The organism is Moraxella sp. I5G, from assembly GCF_055193055.1.
On sequence record NZ_JBUXLH010000009.1, the window covers coordinates 1 to 17316 of the forward strand.

Sequence of the window (17316 nt, forward strand, 5' to 3'; positions counted from 1 at the left end):
GTTTCAGGCTGTTTGGTTTCAGGCTGTTTGGTTTCAGGCTGTTTGGTTTCAGGCTGTTTGGTTTGCTCAGTGGACGAATTTTGACTGCTATTTGAATTTGAATTGTTATTTGTTCCAGCATTACCCGAATTTTGCGTACCCGGTTGTACCATCTTGGTTGGGGCGGCTGGCGTATCATCAGAGCTTGAACAGCCTGTTAAAATTGCTGCACAAGAAATAGCCAATAAACTCATTTTAAGGTGATTCATGATTTCATTCCTATCAAAACAAATATAAAATCATGATAATCAACTAACTATCGATTATCATTCCCATTAATACTAATATAAAAATATATAAAAAGCAACATAATTATGCAATTTAATAATATATTTGTTAAATTAGTAAAAATAAGTAAATATATGTAATTTTATGCGATGAATCGATATTTAGTTTTTTTATACTTTTATGCTAAAATGATGTATTTTTATTGTGATAAATAATTCTTATGGTAAAGCAAAATATTAGTCTGCTAGGAGCAACAGGTTCAATTGGTGCAAGTACACTAGATTTGATAAGATTACATGCAGATAAATATCAAATATTTGCTTTGTCAGGATTTAGTCAAACCCAAAAACTGTTTGAATTATGCCAAGAATTTCGCCCACAAATGGTTTGTGTGGCAGATAAAGACAAAACAGATTTTGCTAAGCAACTGGCAGTTGCTAAAATTGATACAACCGTGGTTTCAGGACAAGAAGGGCTTTGTGCCATCGCTTGTGATAAAAAGGTGGATAAAGTTGTTGCGGCAATCGTTGGTGCAGCAGGACTGATTTCCACATTTTCTGCAATTAAGGCTGGAAAAACAGTTTTACTTGCCAACAAAGAAAGCCTTGTAATGGCGGGCGATTTAATGATGCAAACCGCCAAACAATCAAACGCAACTATTTTACCCATAGATAGCGAACATAATGCCATTTTTCAATGTTTGCCCAGAACCGTTCAAGAAAATAATACGCACATTCATAATCTTGATTTGGGTATAAAAAAATTGTGGCTAACGGCAAGCGGCGGTAGTTTTTTGTACAAAAGCTATGAGCAAATGCAAACAGCAACCGTTGCTCAGGCAGTGAAACACCCCAATTGGTCTATGGGGCAAAAAATTTCTATTGATAGCTCTACTATGATGAATAAAGGGCTTGAGCTGATAGAAGCTTGTCATTTATTTAATCTAAATGAAAGTAAGATTGATATTGCTATTCATCCTCAAAGCATCATACATTCCTTGGTTGAATATATTGATGGTTCACTGTTGGCTCAGTGTGGCACGCCTGATATGAAGACACCCATTGCTCATGCTTTGGCTTACCCTAAGCGCATTCAAAGTGGTGTTATGCCACTGAATTTATTTGATATGGCACAATTGGAATTTATCGCTCCTAATATTCAAAAATTCAAGTGCTTGATGCTGGCACGTGAGGCAATAAAAACAGGTAATGGAGCTTGTATTGTCTTAAATGCAGTCAATGAAGTGGCAGTATCAGCGTTTTTACAAGAAAAAATTGCTTTGACAGACATTGCTGATGTTGTGGAAGCATCGCTTAATCATCAAACATTATCATCGTCTTTATGCCAAACTTTTAATGATTTGGATGATATTTTGGCTTTTGATAAGCATGCTCGTTTGACTGGTGAAGCCATCATAAACAGCAAAATAAAATAGGATAATAGGCAGACAATGATGACAGCAATTTTGATGTTTTTAGCGGCGCTTTTTGTCTTAACCCCTTTAATTGCTTTGCATGAGTGGGGTCATTATATCGTAGCGCGGCTTTGTGGAGTCAAGGTTTTGACTTATTCAATCGGTTTTGGTTCAAAACTTATTGGTTGGACGAGCAAAAAAACAGGCATAGAATATCGCATTGGTCTGATTCCTTTGGGCGGCTATGTCAAAATGTTGGATGAACGAGAGGGTGAAGTAGCTGATGATGAAAAACATTTGGCATTTAATAACCAGCATCCACTAAAAAAAATTGCCATTGTGGTGGCAGGTCCTATGATGAATTTTATCATCACTATTTTGTTATTTTTTGTGCTTTTTTTACAGCCAAGTGAGCAATTAAACACCAAAATTGGACGTATTATTGCTGATTCACCGGTTTCAAAATCTGGTTTACAAATTGGCGATAAAATTGTTGCAATTGATGGGCAAATGGTAGAAACATGGAATGATATTAATTATAAACTGGCGAATCGTATGGGTGAGTCAGGAGTGATTGAGCTGACCACAACCGCAGATAATCAATCAAAAACCACTCAAATCGCAGTTGCTAATTTTATGCAAGGCGAGCAAAAAGGGTTTGACCCCTTAACCGCCTTAGGGGCGTTGCCATACCGACCTTATATTTTGCCTATCATTGATACACTTTCACCTGATGGAGCGGGTGCTTTGATGGGTTTAAAGTCAGGGGATATAATTACTCATATCAATGGTAAAAAAGTTGATGACTGGTTTGATGTTACTACTATCGTGCGTAAAAATCCCGAAGTGCTTTTAACTTTTTCAGTTCTAAGAAATGAGGTTGCTCAAGATATTAAAGTCATGCCACGAGCTACCAAAGAAAATGGTCAGCGCATAGGACAGATTGGTGCTAGCATCAAACCGCCAAAAGATGTTAAAGTTCCTGAAGAATTCATCAGTAAAATTTCCTATACACCAATTGAGGCGATACAAAAATCATTTGTCAAAACCTATGAGCTAGCCGTAATGACGTTATCATCCATGAGTAAAATGATAATGGGCATGATTGGTCTGGATAATCTATCAGGACCAATTACAATTGCTGAAGTCTCAAAGGACAGTTTTGAGATGGGCTGGCAACAAGTATTATCAACTATGGCTCTGATTAGTTTAAGCTTGGCGGTGTTAAATTTGCTGCCAATTCCTGTGCTTGATGGTGGGCATTTGGTATTTTACACTTACGAGCTGATTTTTAGAAAATCAATGTCAGAAAAAGTGCAAATGACCGGTTTTCGTGTTGGTTTTACCTTGCTTTTGTGTTTCATGATTTTAGCAATTGGTAATGATATACTACGAATTTTTGGCTAACCCATTGATAATCTGATTATTTTATGAAAATTTAGTAAAAAACCTGATTTATGCTTGCCAAATTGACCTTTTTAGCTTAATTTACTGCAATCAGTATTGTATTCACATAACGGAAAAAATATATGCGTTATTCTAAGTTTAGCAATTTTATACAAAAATCAATCACTTCATCAGTGCTTCTAGTGATGGCGACTACAGCTTCAGCAGAATCTTTTGTTGCTGAAGAAATTGCATTTTCTGGATTAAAACGAGTAACCCCTGAAAGTCTAAAAGTCGCTTTGCCAATCACCGAAGGACAGATGGTTAGCGATGAGGCATTAGCAAATAGCATCCGAGCTTTATACGATACTGAACAATTTTCCAACATTCAAGCAGACGTACAAGGTGAAAAATTAACTTTTTATGTAACCGAACGCCCCGTCATTGCTGAGTTAAAATTTGAGGGCAATAAACTCATCCCTAAAGATGGGCTCGAGCAGGGCTTAAAAAGTACAGGTCTTGCAGTGGGTAATGTGCTTAAACAATCTACCATTCAGGCGTTAGAAAGCGAGCTTGAAAACCAGTATATTTCTCAAGGCTACTATAATAGTGATATTGAGGTTAAACAAACTGAGCTGGACGGTAACCGCGTTAAATTGGATTTAAAATTTATAGAAGGAAAACCCGCCAAAGTAGTAGATATTAATATTATTGGTAATCAGTACTTTAGTAGTAAATCACTTAAAGAAGAATTGGCATTAAAAGATAAAACCATCAATCCTTTATCAAGGGCGAATCGCTATACTCAAGAAAAATTAAACGCCAGTGTTGAAAACATCAAAGCCAAATATTTAAATGTAGGTTTTGTGCGTGTAGATGTTGGTCAGGCAATACTCAATATTGATGAAGCGAAGCAAAAAGTTTTTATTGAAGTTAGTATCAATGAAGGTGAGCAATATAAATTTGGCAAAATTCAGTTTTTAGGCAATCCTACCTATAAGACTGAAGAATTACAAAACATGGTGAAATTTAAACAAGGGGCGATTTATTCACAAAAAGACCTTGACCAAACCACCAATGATATTATTTCTAAATTTGGGGATGATGGCTATTATTACGCCCAAATCCGCCCAATTAGCCGCATTGACGACCAAACGCACACAGTAGATATTGATTATTACATTGACCCAGTACGCCCTGTATATGTACGTCGCATTAATTTTACAGGCAACCTAAAAACCAAAGATGAAGTGCTTCGTCGCGAAATGAGACAGCTAGAAGGCGCATTGGCATCCAACCAAAAAATTCAATTATCGCGCGTGCGTTTAATGCGTACTGGCTTTTTTAAGGACGTTAAAGTTGATGTTAAACCTGTACCCAATAGTCCCGACCAAGTGGATGTGAATTATATGGTTGAAGAGCAGCCATCAGGTTCATCAACCATTGCAGCAGGTTATTCACAAAGTGGCGGTATTACGTTCCAAGCAGACCTATCACAAAACAACTTTATGGGAACGGGTAACAAAGTAACCGCATCATTTTCACGTTCAGAAACTCGCGATAGTTATAGTCTAGGTTTGACAGACCCATTCTTTACTATTAATGGAGTGTCACAAAGTCTTAATGCTTACTATCGAAAAACCAAATACGATAACAGCAATATTAGTAACTATGTGCTGGATTCTTATGGTGTATCTTTGGCGTATGGCTACCCAATTAATGAACATCAACGTTTAAATGGTGGCTTTACCTTGGATAGCACCAAAGTGCGTGGCGGTCCTTATATGGGCATTGCAAACATTAAGCAATTATTGAGTGATGGCGGCACAGCAAACATTAATGGTTCGGATGCGTCTTTTTCCAATAAATATATGATTTATGGCGGGATGTTGGGTTGGAGTTATTCAAGTTTGGATAAACCAGTTTTTCCAACCAAGGGCATGAGTCATAATTTGGACTTAACATTGGGTTTTGGCGACCAAACCTATCAAAAGGCGGTGTATCGTGGCAATATTTATTTTCCAATGTGGAAAGGTACGGTACTGCGTGGGTGGACGAAGTTAGGTTACGGTCATAATTTACCATTTTATGAAAACTTTTATGCAGGTGGTTATGGTTCGGTACGTGGTTATGAGGCATCAACTTTAGGACCACAATCACAAGGCTATATATATCTAGCTAATGGCAGAAGAACCGTTCGTGGTGAAGAAATCGGTGGCAATGCTTTAGTTACAGGTGGAATGGAATTGATTTTACCTGTGCCATTTAAGGGCGATTGGGTAAATCAGGTGCGTCCCGTGCTGTTTGTGGATGCAGGTCAAGTTTATGACACCAGTAAATTAGATAAACAAACAGTGGGTATTTTGGGTTTAACTAATGTTAATGATTTGACCTATGTTCAACAAGATAAAGAGATTCGCTACAGTGCAGGAGTGGGTGTAACATGGTATACACCAATCGGACCAATTTCATTAAGCTATGCTCAACCACTAAATGACAAAGCAAACGATGAAACTGAAAAAGTTCAATTCCAAATTGGTAGTGTATTCTGATGATAACCTTAGATAAACTTATTCAAAATATTGAACTTTGTCAGCCTGTCATCAACAAGCAATCTTTGTTATCCTTGGATAAATCGGTTAATAAAGTGGCAGATTTATCCAGTGCTGATGATAACTCCATTGCATTTTTATCCAGTGCAAAATACAGTAATGATTTAGCAAAAACTAAGGCTGGTATTGTGCTGATTTCTCAACAATTTGCAGATAATTTGCCAGAGATACCAACAATTTTTGTGATTGTTGCAGATGCGTATTTGGCTCATGCTAGTATTAGCACATTATTTGCGTATCCTAACAAAAAGATAGGTATTCATCAAACAGCGATTGTCGCTAAAACTGCTAAATTAGGCAGTGATGTCGTCATTGGTGCTTATAGTGTTATTGGTGATGATGTGGTAATTGGTGATGGTGTACATATTGAAAATCATGCGGTAGTTGATGATGGTGCAGTCATTGGTAACAATTGTTTTATTGCTAGTGGCGTACATATTCACCATCAATGTCAAATCGGTCAAAATGTTCGTATTCATGCAGGAGCAAGTATTGGCGCTGAAGGTTTTGGGTTTGCACCACATATCAGCAAAGAAGGTCTGATGTGGCAAAGAATTGCCCAGCTTGGCAAAGTAGTTATTGGTGATAATGTACGCATTGGTGCCAATACTTGTATTGACAGAGGAGCGGTGGGCGATACCGTCATTGAAAAGAACGTAATTATTGATAATTTGGTGCAAATTGCCCATAATGTTGTCATTAAATCTGGCACGGCAATTGCTGCAAAAACAGGCATTGCAGGTAGCACCATTATTGGCAAAAACTGTATCATTGGTGGAGCAGTTGGCATCGCAGGGCATCTAACCATCGCTGATGGAGTGACTTTAACGGGTATGACAATGGTTACTGGGTCTATCAAAGAATCGGGGACTTATTCGTCGGGTGTTCCAGCTATGCCTTCTGCTAAATGGCGTCGAGCGGCTGTCAAATTTCGTCAATCTGGCGATAAATAAAGTTATCAATATTATTAAATTGTTTATCATAGAACAAAAAACAACGTGGAAATTTTATGTCAAATTCTACTCTTGATTATGATTTATTAAATGGATCAGACCTCCAAGCATTAGCAGAGCGTGGCTTGGTTATGCCTTTAAAATATGACCAAATCAAACTATATCTACCTCATCGTTATCCATTTATGTTGATTGATAGGGTAACTGCATGTTCACCTGATAATTGGATTACAGGTTATAAAAACATTACTGCTAACGAAGAATTATTTAATGGTCATTTTCCCGATAATCCAATTATGCCGGGGGTTTTGATGGTGGAGGCGATGGCGCAGCTTGCAGGGATTTTAGGTTTTATTAGCGCTAATCAAACGTCAAAAGATGGCTATTTATATTTGTTTGCGGGCGTGGATAAAGTGCGGTTTAAGCGCTTAGTCAGTACAGGCGATACACTGGTTTTGCGCGCTAAAACCTTGATGAATAAACGTGAAATTTATAAATTTAGTTGTACTGCTCACGTTGATGGTGTATTGGCTTGCAGTGCCGAAATTATGATTGCTCGCCAAAAATTAACCGATGTATAATTATGAAAAATCAAACTTCTACTATGAATAACATCCATCCAACCGCTATTATTGATGATACTGCTGCGATTGATGATACTGCAATAATTGGTGCATACTGTATTATTGGCAAAAATGTTAAAATTGGCGCGCATACAGTTTTAAAAAGTCATGTTATTGTTGGTGATAACACCACCATTGGTCAGCATAATGAAGTTTATCAATTTGCCAGTGTTGGTGAAGTGCCACAAGATTTGAAATTTGCAGGTGAAGAGACATTTTTAGAAATTGGTGATTATAACCGTATTCGTGAATCTTGTACGCTTCACCGAGGAACAAAAGATGGCGGCGGTTTAACCAAAATTGGTAACCATAATTTATTCATGGTAAATACGCACATCGCTCATGACTGCATGGTAGGGGATTATAATATTTTGGCAAACAATGTGGGTGTGGCAGGTCATGCACATATTGGCAATCATATTATCATTGGTGGTCAATCAGGCATCCATCAGTTTTGTCATATCGATGATTATAGTATGATTGGTGGTGGTAGTATTATTGTGAAGGATGTGGCGGCATTTGTTACCATATCAGGCAATCCTGCTCAGACTCATGGTATTAATAAAGAGGGTATGAGACGTAAGGGCTGGTCTGCGCAAACCATTCAAAATCTTGATAAAGCCTATCGAATTGCTTTTCGTTCATCGCTTCTTAAAGATGAAGCATTGATAGAATTGAATAAATTATTATCTGATGAGCCTAAAATTGCCTTATTAATTCAATCAATTCAAAAAAGCAAACGTGGACTGATTAAGTAATTATTACAACTCGTTGTTTTGTATTGATTTAAACCCATAACAATGTTTGTTATGGGTTTTGTTGTCTAAATTTACAGATAGACTGATAAAAATCTTTAATAAATTAAATTAATTTACTTGACTTTTTCTATCTCTTAAATCAAACTATATTGTTGCTGATTTGTTTATCTTTATCATTTATAAATAAATCATAACGTTATAAATAATTGATTTTAATCAAAAAATTATTTTTAAAAATAATGACAAGGAGAAAAATAAATGTCTGAACAACGTGAAAATTGGTCGGCACGTTCCGGCTTTATTTTAGCGGCGATTGGGTCGGCAGTAGGGCTGGGTAATATTTGGCGATTTCCATATGTGACTTATGAAAATGGCGGCGGTGCATTTTTATTACCTTATTTGGTGGCGTTAGTGGCAGCAGGTTTTCCTTTGCTGTTTTTAGATTATGTAGTTGGGCAAAAATATAAAGGTGCTCCACCCACTGCTTATCGACGCATGATTAAGTCGGCTGAAGGTATTGGCTGGTGGCAGGTAGCAGTTTGTAGTATCATTGGAATTTATTATGCCAGTGTGTTGAGTTGGGCGGGTCATTATACGCTTTACGCTTTTACTCAAGCATGGGGGCAAGACCCAGGTCAATTTTTTGAAGCAACTTACTTACAAGCAGGCAGTGGACTTGATTTCACCATTGTACCTCATTTATTTATTGACATCGTTTTAGTTTGGGCGGTTGTCATGTTTATTATGTATGGCGGCGTGCGTAAAGGTGTGGAACTGGTTAACCGAATTTGCATTCCCTTACTTATTTTAATGTTTGGTGTGATGGTATTTAAGGCGAGCCAACTTGAAGGAGCAAGCGTAGGACTGGACGCTTTATTTGCACCAAACTGGGAAAAAATGACTGACCCTAAAGTTTGGCTGGCGGCTTTTAGCCATGTATTCTTCTCAATGTCTATCGGTTTTGGGATTATGGTAACTTACGCCTCTTATCTTAACCGAAATGCTAATTTAACAGGTTCTGGTTTGGTGGTTGGTTTTGCCAACTCATCATTTGAGATTTTGGCGGGAGTTGGGATTTTTTCTGTATTAGGTTTTATGGCAACTGCAACTAATGTTCCTGTGCAAGAAGTTGCTAAAGGCGGTCCAGGTCTTGCATTTGTGGCATTTCCAAAAATTATTTCAACCATGGGCGATTCTGGCACCTTAATTGGGGTACTGTTCTTTGGTTCGCTCTTTGCGGCAGGATTGACATCCATGGCAAGTATTGTACAAGTGCCAATTTCAGCGGTTAAAGATAAATTTGGCTGGTCGCATAAAAAAGCAGTGACTGTAGTAGGCGGTGTATCAGCGCTTATTTCGGTATTTTTGTTTTCTACCAAAACAACCATTACATTTGTGGACATTGTTGATAACTTTGCTAATAATATTGGCATCGTTTTGGGTGCAATTTTATCCATCATTTGGGTAACTTGGTTTAATCGTCCTGTAGCAGCAAAACTAGTCGCTCACATTAATGCCATTTCAAGTTTTAAAGTGGGCAAAATTTGGTTATTTATGCTAACAATTGTTACGCCATCAGCATTAATTACCGCATTGGTTCTAACCTTAAAAGAATTGCTAACCAAAGGTTATGGTGAGTATGATGTATTGACTCAGGTGATTTTTGGTTGGGGTACGGTGGCATTTTTTGCACTGGTGGCACTGGTGTTTACTCTTGCAAAAGGTCATGCATCTCATCATGAACATAAAACAGGCATAAATAAATAAGGAGATGTTGTATGAGTTCATCTGCATTAGCGGTGATGGTTTTTGCCATGGTAGCAATTTGGGGCGGTTTGATTTGGTCAATCATCCATTTAGTCAAAAATCCTGATATTGATATGGATAAAGTACCAAATGACCATTGATATTTGATAATATTTGGAATAAAAACAAATGCTTGTAACAATATTGGCAACAATACTAGCGCTGTCCTCACCAATTTGGGTGCCTATACTTATCACCGGGTTGTATACCTTTGTGATAAGAGGTAAGCTGCCTAAAACGTCGTTAATCACAGCAGATAAATTGTATTGGGTGTTTTATTTTGTGTGTTGGATCAAAGCAGCCTCAGTTTTTGTTAGCGAAATATTTAGCTGGCAAATCAAACCACTGTTTCAGTGGTTGTGGCTTTTTGGACTAGGTCTACCAATGTTGATAATCGTCTTTTTGATTTTTATATCATCTATGATGGCAAGCGATTCTTGGTAATTTAGTTGTGAAGGACTTATCATAAAAAACACGCTCTTTTATGCGTGTTTTTTATCATTTGATATTACAGATTATTTGTAATATGCATTTTGAGTTTGAGTATGGTCTGTTTCATCAATGACTTGGGTTAGTTCGGGAATTTGTTGTTTTAGTTGCACTTCTACGCCTTGACGTAAAGTAACATCAACAGCAGAACAGCCTTGACAGCCGCCACCAAATTTTAAAACAGCAATTTTACCCGCTTCATCTTCAAGAACTTCTACTAGTTCCACATTGCCGCCATGGCCGGCAAGCTGAGGATTAATTTCTGATTGTAATACATAATTAATGCGTTCTTCAATGCTGGCATTTTCACCAACTTGAGGAACTTTTGAATTGGGGGCTCTAAAGGTTAATTGACCACCAAAACGGTCTTTATTGTAGTCAATAACAGCGTCATGCAGATAAGTGATACTAGGCGCGTCAATATAGGCGATAAAATTAGGATAGGTAATTTGCAAATCACTGTCTATGATTTCGTCAGGATGACAATAAGACATACAGCATTCAGCTCTTGGTGTGCCTGCGTGTTCTACAAAAATTCGTACGCCAATTCCTTCAGTTTCTTGTTTAGCAAGTAGTTCGCTCAAATAGGCTTGCGCAGATTCAGTAATTACAATATTACTGGTTAATTCGTTGGTGTTTTCACTCATGATTGTCTCAAAAAACAAAAATTTTCTCTAATATGGTAACATAACGCAAATTTATCAAGGTATATTGAGATTTTTATGAATAAATTTGATTATTTGGTGTTTATTGGTCGGTTTGAGCCATTTCATTTGGGTCATAAATTTGTTATTGAACAAGCTATGCAACAGGCGCGACAACTGATTATTTTAATCGGTTCGGCAAATGCTCCCCGCACGCTCAAAAACCCTTTTAGTTTTGATGAACGAGTCTTGATGATACAAGGCGCTTTTGATGATAACATTTGTCAGCGACTGCATTTTTTACCAATAGATGACACTTTATACAATGACCATCAATGGATACAAAATATTCAATGGCAAGTTAGCGCAGTTACCAAGGATGATGTGAATGCAAAAATCGGTATTATTGGTCATAATAAAGATGAAAGTTCTTATTATTTATCATTATTTCCACAATGGCGCTTGGTAACTTTACCCAATTTTGAAAATTTATCAGCCACTCCATTAAGATTGAGTTATTTTTCAGGTTGTGATGATATTGATAGATATTTGCCAGCGTCCAGTCAAAAATTTTTACAGAATTTTAGTCAGACCAAAGATTTTTCTCAATTACAAAAAGAATATCAACATATCGTAAATTATCAAAATGCGTGGCAGCATGCCCCTTATCCGCCAATTTTTGTTACCACAGATGCGCTGATTGTGCAGGCGGGACATATTTTATTGATTGAGCGCGGTGGGGAATATGGTCAAGGGCTTTGGGCAATGCCTGGAGGTTTTTTAGATAAAGATGAAACATTGTTACAATGCATGATACGCGAAGTAAAAGAAGAAACTGGACTTATTTTGAATAAATCATGTATTAAAACCCAAGAAATCTTTGATAAGCCTGACCGCTCATTGCGTGGACGTACCATCACCACGGTGTTTTATTGTGAACTTTATGGTAATAAGTTACCTACTGTTGTTGGGGCGGATGATGCCAATTGTGCGTTTTGGCTGCCGTTGTCAAAACTTGATGGCAATCGTTTTTTTGAAGACCACTATGGAATTATTGTCAAAATGCTTGGCTTGTAAATTGTATCAAACCACCAAGTCATGATAATCAAAATACAGTTAAATTAAAATAGTATTTCAATGCGTCCAAAGGCAGCTAAATGATGTTCTTGATTTAAATCTTTGTTGTTATAAAAACTAATCTGGCTTTGTACAAATAACCAATCGCGCCAAATCGGCTGACGATAACTAACATAAGGACCGTAATTGTTTAAATTGGCTTTGGAATGATTATTGACATCACCACCCAAATAAACACCATAACTAAATTCTTTGATGCCATGTTTTGCATGCCATTGATGCTGTTGATATAAACTGTGACTCCAGTTTAGGTCTTCTTCATGATTTTTGTGTGTATAAATAAGATGTGAGCGGCTGTATAGTGTACGTGTTTTGGATTGGGGTTGCGAAAATTCCATAGTGGATAGGGCATAATGCTCACTTTTTGTGCCGTATTTATAGACTTGCTCGATTTTGCTGTGGAAATGGTGGGGTAAATCCCATTGTTTTTGTCCGTACAGTTTAAGATAGACATCACTGCCACGCAAACCTAAATCTAAATCAGTCTGAATGTTTAAATCCTGTTTTAAACGACTAAATCGTAGAGCTAATGATGAGTTGTCTTTGTGGCTTTGACGGTCAATCAGGTCATCAGTTTTGCTTGGACGAGTGGTTGTGTGAGCACCGCCACCTTGTTCATTGTCCAAATCATCATCGCCAATAACCGCTTGCAAATGGTGTTCTAAAGTTGGTAGGCGGATTTTACCACGCAGACGAGGTTTAAGAACCAAACCATTGTGTTTGTCATCATACATATCCAGCATTATCCGTAAACTGGCTTCAGCAGGTTTGCTTGGATTGGGCGTACCAAAAAAATCATCTAATTTATAAGCGGTGGCGTCAATAAATTTTGTCAAAGAACTTTTGTGTTTATCAAGCCAAGAGTTGTGCTTTTTTGGCTCAAGGGTAGGGGTGCTTGAGGTGGTGGTAAATTCATTGTTAGTTATATTGACGTTTTCTGAAATGACATTATTTACATTATCAGTATTTTCAGCAAAGGCACTAAAACTGCATAAACTAATGCAAATTATGAATGTTTTTGGATGAGGGGCAAAATAAAACATAGTAAATATCAATGGATGAATTAAGTAATCATAACACAATATAAGTTTTTAGAAAATAAAAAAGCTCCTTTAGGACAGGAGCTTTTAGCTAATTTATCGGTGTGATTTATTTTTTGTTTTTGGATTCTAAAATAAACACATCTTCAGCACTGGTACTGTATTGACCATTGGTACTATATACAGTAATAGTAACAGGTGTATGACCTTCTTTAATCACTTTAGGGTCGCCAACAATGCTAACAGGGATGTTGTAAGGTTCATTGGCGTTTAGTGAAATTTCTTTAAAACGAGACCGCAAAGTCAATCCTTCCACATCTTCTAGTTTAACTTTATAGGTTTGTTTTTGGTCGGTTTTGTTAATAATCTTAACCACATAACTGTTTTCAACCATGCCATCACGGCTTTTCATGCTAAGCTGTTTACGTTCATGACGAATTTCCATCTCAAGAGGTTTGCGACCCAATCCCACCAATGTTGCAACTATAATTAGCGCTGATAAAACAAAAATATAGGCAAAAATACGAAAACTGAGTAATTTGGCTTTTTTCTTCTCTACCAATTGACGTTCAGTGGTATAACGAATTAGACCGCGCGAATAACCCACTTTGTCCATAATTTCATTACAAGCATCAACACAAGCAGCACATTGGATGCATTCAACTTGTAAACCATTACGAATATCAATCCCTGTTGGGCAGACTTGCACACACATGGTGCAATCAACACAATCGCCAAGGCTTGAATGTTCAGCATTTTTTCTTCTAGCGCCGCGTGGTTCGCCTCGCTCATAATCGTATGAAATGATTAAAGTATCTTTGTCAAACATCACCGATTGGAAACGACCATAAGGGCAGATATGAACACACATATGTTCGCGCATATAGCCAGCATTCATATGGGTTACAAATGTAATAATGCCGAAAAATACCCAAGTCATCTTACCCCAACCCATAAAAAATGGGGTAGAGCCGTTAAAAATCAAATAATCTGTGCCTACTACCAGCGCGATAAAGGTCAAGGCAGTAATGGCACTAAAAATGCCCCAAATAAAATGAATTAAGGCCTTTTTGGCAAGTTTTTTGCCACTCATGGGTTCTTTTTCAAACTTCATGCGCTTGTTGCGTTCGCCAAGCACCCATTTTTCTACGTGTTGATATAAATGCACATAGATGGTTTGCGGGCAAGCATATCCGCACCAAATCCGTCCTGCATAGACCGTTACCATAAAGAGCAACATGGCAGCAATCATAAAACAAAACGCAAAAAAGTAAAAATCTTGAGGCATAAATGTTGCCCCAAAGATATAAAATCTGGCGCTCATCACGTCAAATAAAATCGCCTGATGACCATTCCAGCGAAACCATGGCATTACCAAAAATCCCACTAAAATTGCATACATTGTAATCAAACGAATGTTTTGGTATTTGCCCTTTACAAAACGTGGGTGTATGCGTTTTTTGGTGGCATCTGGTACCGGTGCAATGGGAATTTTTTTGACAGGTTCAGGTTTGGTTTTTTTGGGGGTTTCAGGAGGTATTTTTTCGTTTGATTCAGACATGGCAACAACCTTAGCTATGGAAAATATATTTAGTCAGACAAGTTGATAAAAAATTTCTCAACTAAATACATTTTTGGCTGGGTAAATCTAAATTTCATTTTTAGAATATGCTTATTCTACTACGTTTTATCCAAAAGTCCAATAAAGCCGTAACAATTTTAACATTTAGTTGCATATTAGAAATTTTGATTAAAATTGGTCATTTCTTTAATTTGTTTATATAACGCCTTTTGTTCTTGGCTGGGGCGAGCTGATTGCAATGCCATTACTTTAGACATATCGCCTTCAATAAAAATTTTCCCAGTCATAAACGCTTCTAGCGCTGTATCCACAGAATTATCATGAATAATTTGATTGAGTGTATCTTGGTCAATATAAATTGTGGCATCAGCGTTTTGTATGTGGTGTTGGTTGATTTTTCCAGCCTGTAAGTGCAAAAGTGTTGGATTTTCAGATTTAACGGTAACATTGATGATAAGTTCAGCAAGGTTTGGAGGTAGATTTAATTCACCTACTTCTTGATTAAGTCTAGCAACTGCATCAAACCATGATTGAGTTAAAAAATTAAAGGTTGTAGTTTGTGTCATCAGGTATCCTTAAAAAATTCTTGATAGTTATCATTATTATAAAAGAAATTTACTATAAAAGGGTAAAAATTCACCTTTTGTTCTTAAAATCACGCCAGACCTGCCAAAAAATTGATTACCATCAAAGAAATTTGTAAAAAAATAAGAAAAATTTGCCAAAAAATTGCATTATTTTTACAAAAGGTAGCGGAAAATTTACAATAGTGTTGTATAATACAGCATGAAAACTTACAAAAACACCTTGTTATAAGTGTGGATTTGTTAAACGCAAGCTAAGTGTTGTTGCTAAATTTTATCAATAATTTGCAATACACAAAGTCAAAACACGACTTTCGCAAGCAACATAAAATCGGTTAGAATCAGCCATTTTTATTACATCCATTCATTGTTTTTAGATGGATTTTAGTCTTGCCTGTTGGTTGGTCGTGATATTTGTTAAAAATTGCGTTACAATAGTAAAACAAATTTTAAGGCGTGGATTTTGGGTAAAGCAACATTACTAAATGATATTACCCTAAACGCAATACAAAAATAATTGGGCTGCACAGGAAACTATCCAATGAGTCTATCTAATACAACAGTAGCCCCCCTATCGGTTGACCATGAGTATGAAATTAGCGTTGTGCGTTTCTTTACTATCATGGCGGTATTTTGGGGTATCATCGGCATGACTGTTGGTGTATTTATCGCATCACAGTTGGCATGGCCAATATTAAACTTTGACACTGCTTGGCTATCATTTGGGCGTTTAAGACCGCTACATACCAATGCGGTAATTTTTGCATTTGGGGGGTCAGCACTTTTTGCAACTTCCTATTATATCGTTCAGCGTACTTGCAAAACGCGACTTTTTGCACCTTATTTAGCGTGGTTTACGTTTTGGGGTTGGCAGGCAGTAATTGTTTCTGCGGTCATAACTTTGCCACTTGGTATCACTACCACTAAAGAGTATGCAGAGCTTGAATGGCCAATTGACATCTTGATTGCTTTGGTATGGGTTGCTTACGCTATTGTGTTTTTTGGCACATTAATTAAGCGTAAAACTTCTCATATCTACGTAGCAAACTGGTTCTTTGCAGCCTTTATCATTACCATTGCTTTACTACATATCGTTAATAACCTTGCTATTCCGTTGTCTGCTTGGAAATCTTATTCTTTGTTTGGTGGTGCAACAGACGCAATGGTACAATGGTGGTATGGTCATAATGCTGTTGGTTTTTATTTGACTGCTGCGTTTTTGGGCATGATGTATTATTTTGTACCTGTACAAATTGGTCGACCTGTTTATTCTTACCGTTTGTCTATTGTGCACTTTTGGGCATTGATTGCTTCTTATATGTGGGCAGGTGGACACCATTTGCACTATTCAGCATTGCCTGATTGGACACAGTCTTTGGGTATGGTATTCTCATTAATTTTATTTGCGCCTTCTTGGGGCGGTATGATTAATGGTGTTATGACGTTATCTGGTAGCTGGGATAAGCTGCGTACTGACCCAATTATTCGTTTCTTGATTGTTGCTTTATCATTCTATGCAATGAGTACCTTTGAAGGTCCAATGCTTTCCATTAAAGAAGTAAACGCCATCAGCCATAATACAGACTGGACAGTAGGTCACGTGCATTCTGGCGCGTTGGGCTGGGTAGGTATGATTACCGTTGGTTCAATTTATGTATTGTTGCCACGTCTTTATAATAAAGCAAGAATGTATTCCATCAACTTAATTACTGTGCATTTCTGGCTGGCAACAACCGGTACAGTGCTTTATATCGTTGCTTTGTGGATTTCTGGTATTACCCAAGGTCTAATGTGGCGTTCTACAAACCCAATTGACGGTACGCTAAATTATGACTTTATCAGTTCAGTTGCTGTTTCACACATTCCATTTGTAGTGCGTGCGTTGGGCGGTTTCTTGTATGTAACGGGTATGATTGTCATGGCGTATAACTGCTACAAAACCATCAAAATGCCAAGTACATTAGGCGAAATTGCTGATGGTACTGGCAGTAATGCTGCTGTTGTGAACGCATAAGGGGAGA

At 37.3% G+C, this 17316-nt stretch carries 15 protein-coding genes; 10 read left to right on the forward strand and 5 right to left on the reverse strand.

The features are described 5' to 3' along the window. The coding region (locus ACZBKJ_RS06070; RefSeq protein ID WP_463200058.1) for a hypothetical protein at nucleotides 1–248 on the reverse strand (248 nt) is incomplete at its 3' end. Between the two features lie 239 nt (nucleotides 249–487). Here ACZBKJ_RS06070 and dxr point away from each other — a divergent pair. The 8 genes from dxr (at nucleotide 488) to ACZBKJ_RS06110 (ending at nucleotide 9920) form a co-directional block, all read left to right on the forward strand. Further along, nucleotides 488–1702 carry a 1-deoxy-D-xylulose-5-phosphate reductoisomerase gene (gene dxr, locus ACZBKJ_RS06075; RefSeq protein ID WP_463200059.1) on the forward strand — a complete coding sequence of 405 codons (1215 nt, stop codon included), beginning with the start codon at nucleotides 488–490 and terminating at the stop codon, nucleotides 1700–1702. Between the two features lie 18 nt (nucleotides 1703–1720). Further along, complete coding sequence (rseP, locus tag ACZBKJ_RS06080) at nucleotides 1721–3088, forward strand: RIP metalloprotease RseP (RefSeq protein ID WP_463200150.1); 1368 nt, start codon at nucleotides 1721–1723, stop codon at nucleotides 3086–3088. Nucleotides 3089–3210: 122 nt separating this feature from the next. After that, on the forward strand, nucleotides 3211–5619 hold the full coding sequence (gene bamA / locus ACZBKJ_RS06085) for an outer membrane protein assembly factor BamA (RefSeq protein WP_463200060.1): 2409 nt from the start codon (nucleotides 3211–3213) through the stop codon (nucleotides 5617–5619). Continuing rightward, nucleotides 5619–6632 carry a UDP-3-O-(3-hydroxymyristoyl)glucosamine N-acyltransferase gene (lpxD, locus tag ACZBKJ_RS06090; RefSeq protein ID WP_463200061.1) on the forward strand — a complete coding sequence of 338 codons (1014 nt, stop codon included), beginning with the start codon at nucleotides 5619–5621 and terminating at the stop codon, nucleotides 6630–6632. The genes bamA and lpxD overlap by 1 nt, the downstream gene beginning before the upstream one ends. A gap of 131 nt (nucleotides 6633–6763) precedes the next feature. Beyond that, nucleotides 6764–7213, forward strand: a complete 450-nt coding sequence (gene fabZ / locus ACZBKJ_RS06095; RefSeq protein ID WP_463200152.1) for a 3-hydroxyacyl-ACP dehydratase FabZ — start codon at nucleotides 6764–6766, stop codon at nucleotides 7211–7213. A gap of 23 nt (nucleotides 7214–7236) precedes the next feature. After that, a complete protein-coding gene (gene lpxA / locus ACZBKJ_RS06100; protein ID WP_463200153.1) occupies nucleotides 7237–8013 on the forward strand; it encodes an acyl-ACP--UDP-N-acetylglucosamine O-acyltransferase in 777 nt (258 codons plus the stop codon). Between the two features lie 258 nt (nucleotides 8014–8271). Further along, entirely contained in the window at nucleotides 8272–9780 is a 1509-nt protein-coding gene (locus ACZBKJ_RS06105; protein WP_463200062.1) for a sodium-dependent transporter, read from the forward strand. Nucleotides 9781–9791: 11 nt separating this feature from the next. Next, a complete protein-coding gene (locus ACZBKJ_RS06110) occupies nucleotides 9792–9920 on the forward strand; it encodes a methionine/alanine import family NSS transporter small subunit (protein ID WP_463200063.1) in 129 nt (42 codons plus the stop codon). A gap of 414 nt (nucleotides 9921–10334) precedes the next feature. On the opposite strand, the gene nfuA is transcribed toward ACZBKJ_RS06110, so the two are convergent. Further along, the gene (nfuA, locus tag ACZBKJ_RS06115; protein WP_463200154.1) at nucleotides 10335–10958 is read right to left on the reverse strand and encodes a Fe-S biogenesis protein NfuA; all 624 of its coding nucleotides are present in this window, start codon (nucleotides 10956–10958) and stop codon (nucleotides 10335–10337) included. 72 nt (nucleotides 10959–11030) lie between these two features. Between nfuA and ACZBKJ_RS06120 the strand changes: the two genes are divergently transcribed. After that, nucleotides 11031–12029 carry a bifunctional nicotinamide-nucleotide adenylyltransferase/Nudix hydroxylase gene (locus tag ACZBKJ_RS06120; RefSeq protein ID WP_463200064.1) on the forward strand — a complete coding sequence of 333 codons (999 nt, stop codon included), beginning with the start codon at nucleotides 11031–11033 and terminating at the stop codon, nucleotides 12027–12029. A gap of 44 nt (nucleotides 12030–12073) precedes the next feature. Here the strand turns inward: ACZBKJ_RS06120 and ACZBKJ_RS06125 are convergent, their stop codons facing one another. The 3 genes from ACZBKJ_RS06125 to ACZBKJ_RS06135 all read right to left on the reverse strand — a co-directional run bounded on the left by ACZBKJ_RS06125 (nucleotide 12074) and on the right by ACZBKJ_RS06135 (nucleotide 15277). Then, nucleotides 12074–13132: a hypothetical protein gene (locus ACZBKJ_RS06125; protein ID WP_463200065.1), complete on the reverse strand. Its 1059-nt coding sequence runs from the start codon at nucleotides 13130–13132 to the stop codon at nucleotides 12074–12076. A gap of 106 nt (nucleotides 13133–13238) precedes the next feature. Then, nucleotides 13239–14690: a cytochrome c oxidase accessory protein CcoG gene (gene ccoG, locus ACZBKJ_RS06130; protein WP_463200067.1), complete on the reverse strand. Its 1452-nt coding sequence runs from the start codon at nucleotides 14688–14690 to the stop codon at nucleotides 13239–13241. A gap of 176 nt (nucleotides 14691–14866) precedes the next feature. Continuing rightward, nucleotides 14867–15277, reverse strand: a complete 411-nt coding sequence (locus ACZBKJ_RS06135) for an SCP2 sterol-binding domain-containing protein (RefSeq protein WP_463200068.1) — start codon at nucleotides 15275–15277, stop codon at nucleotides 14867–14869. A 559-nt stretch (nucleotides 15278–15836) separates the two neighbouring features. On the opposite strand from ACZBKJ_RS06135, the gene ccoN reads away from it, so the two are divergent. Further along, a complete protein-coding gene (ccoN, locus tag ACZBKJ_RS06140) occupies nucleotides 15837–17309 on the forward strand; it encodes a cytochrome-c oxidase, cbb3-type subunit I (RefSeq protein ID WP_463200070.1) in 1473 nt (490 codons plus the stop codon). Nucleotides 17310–17316: the final 7 nt, after the last annotated feature.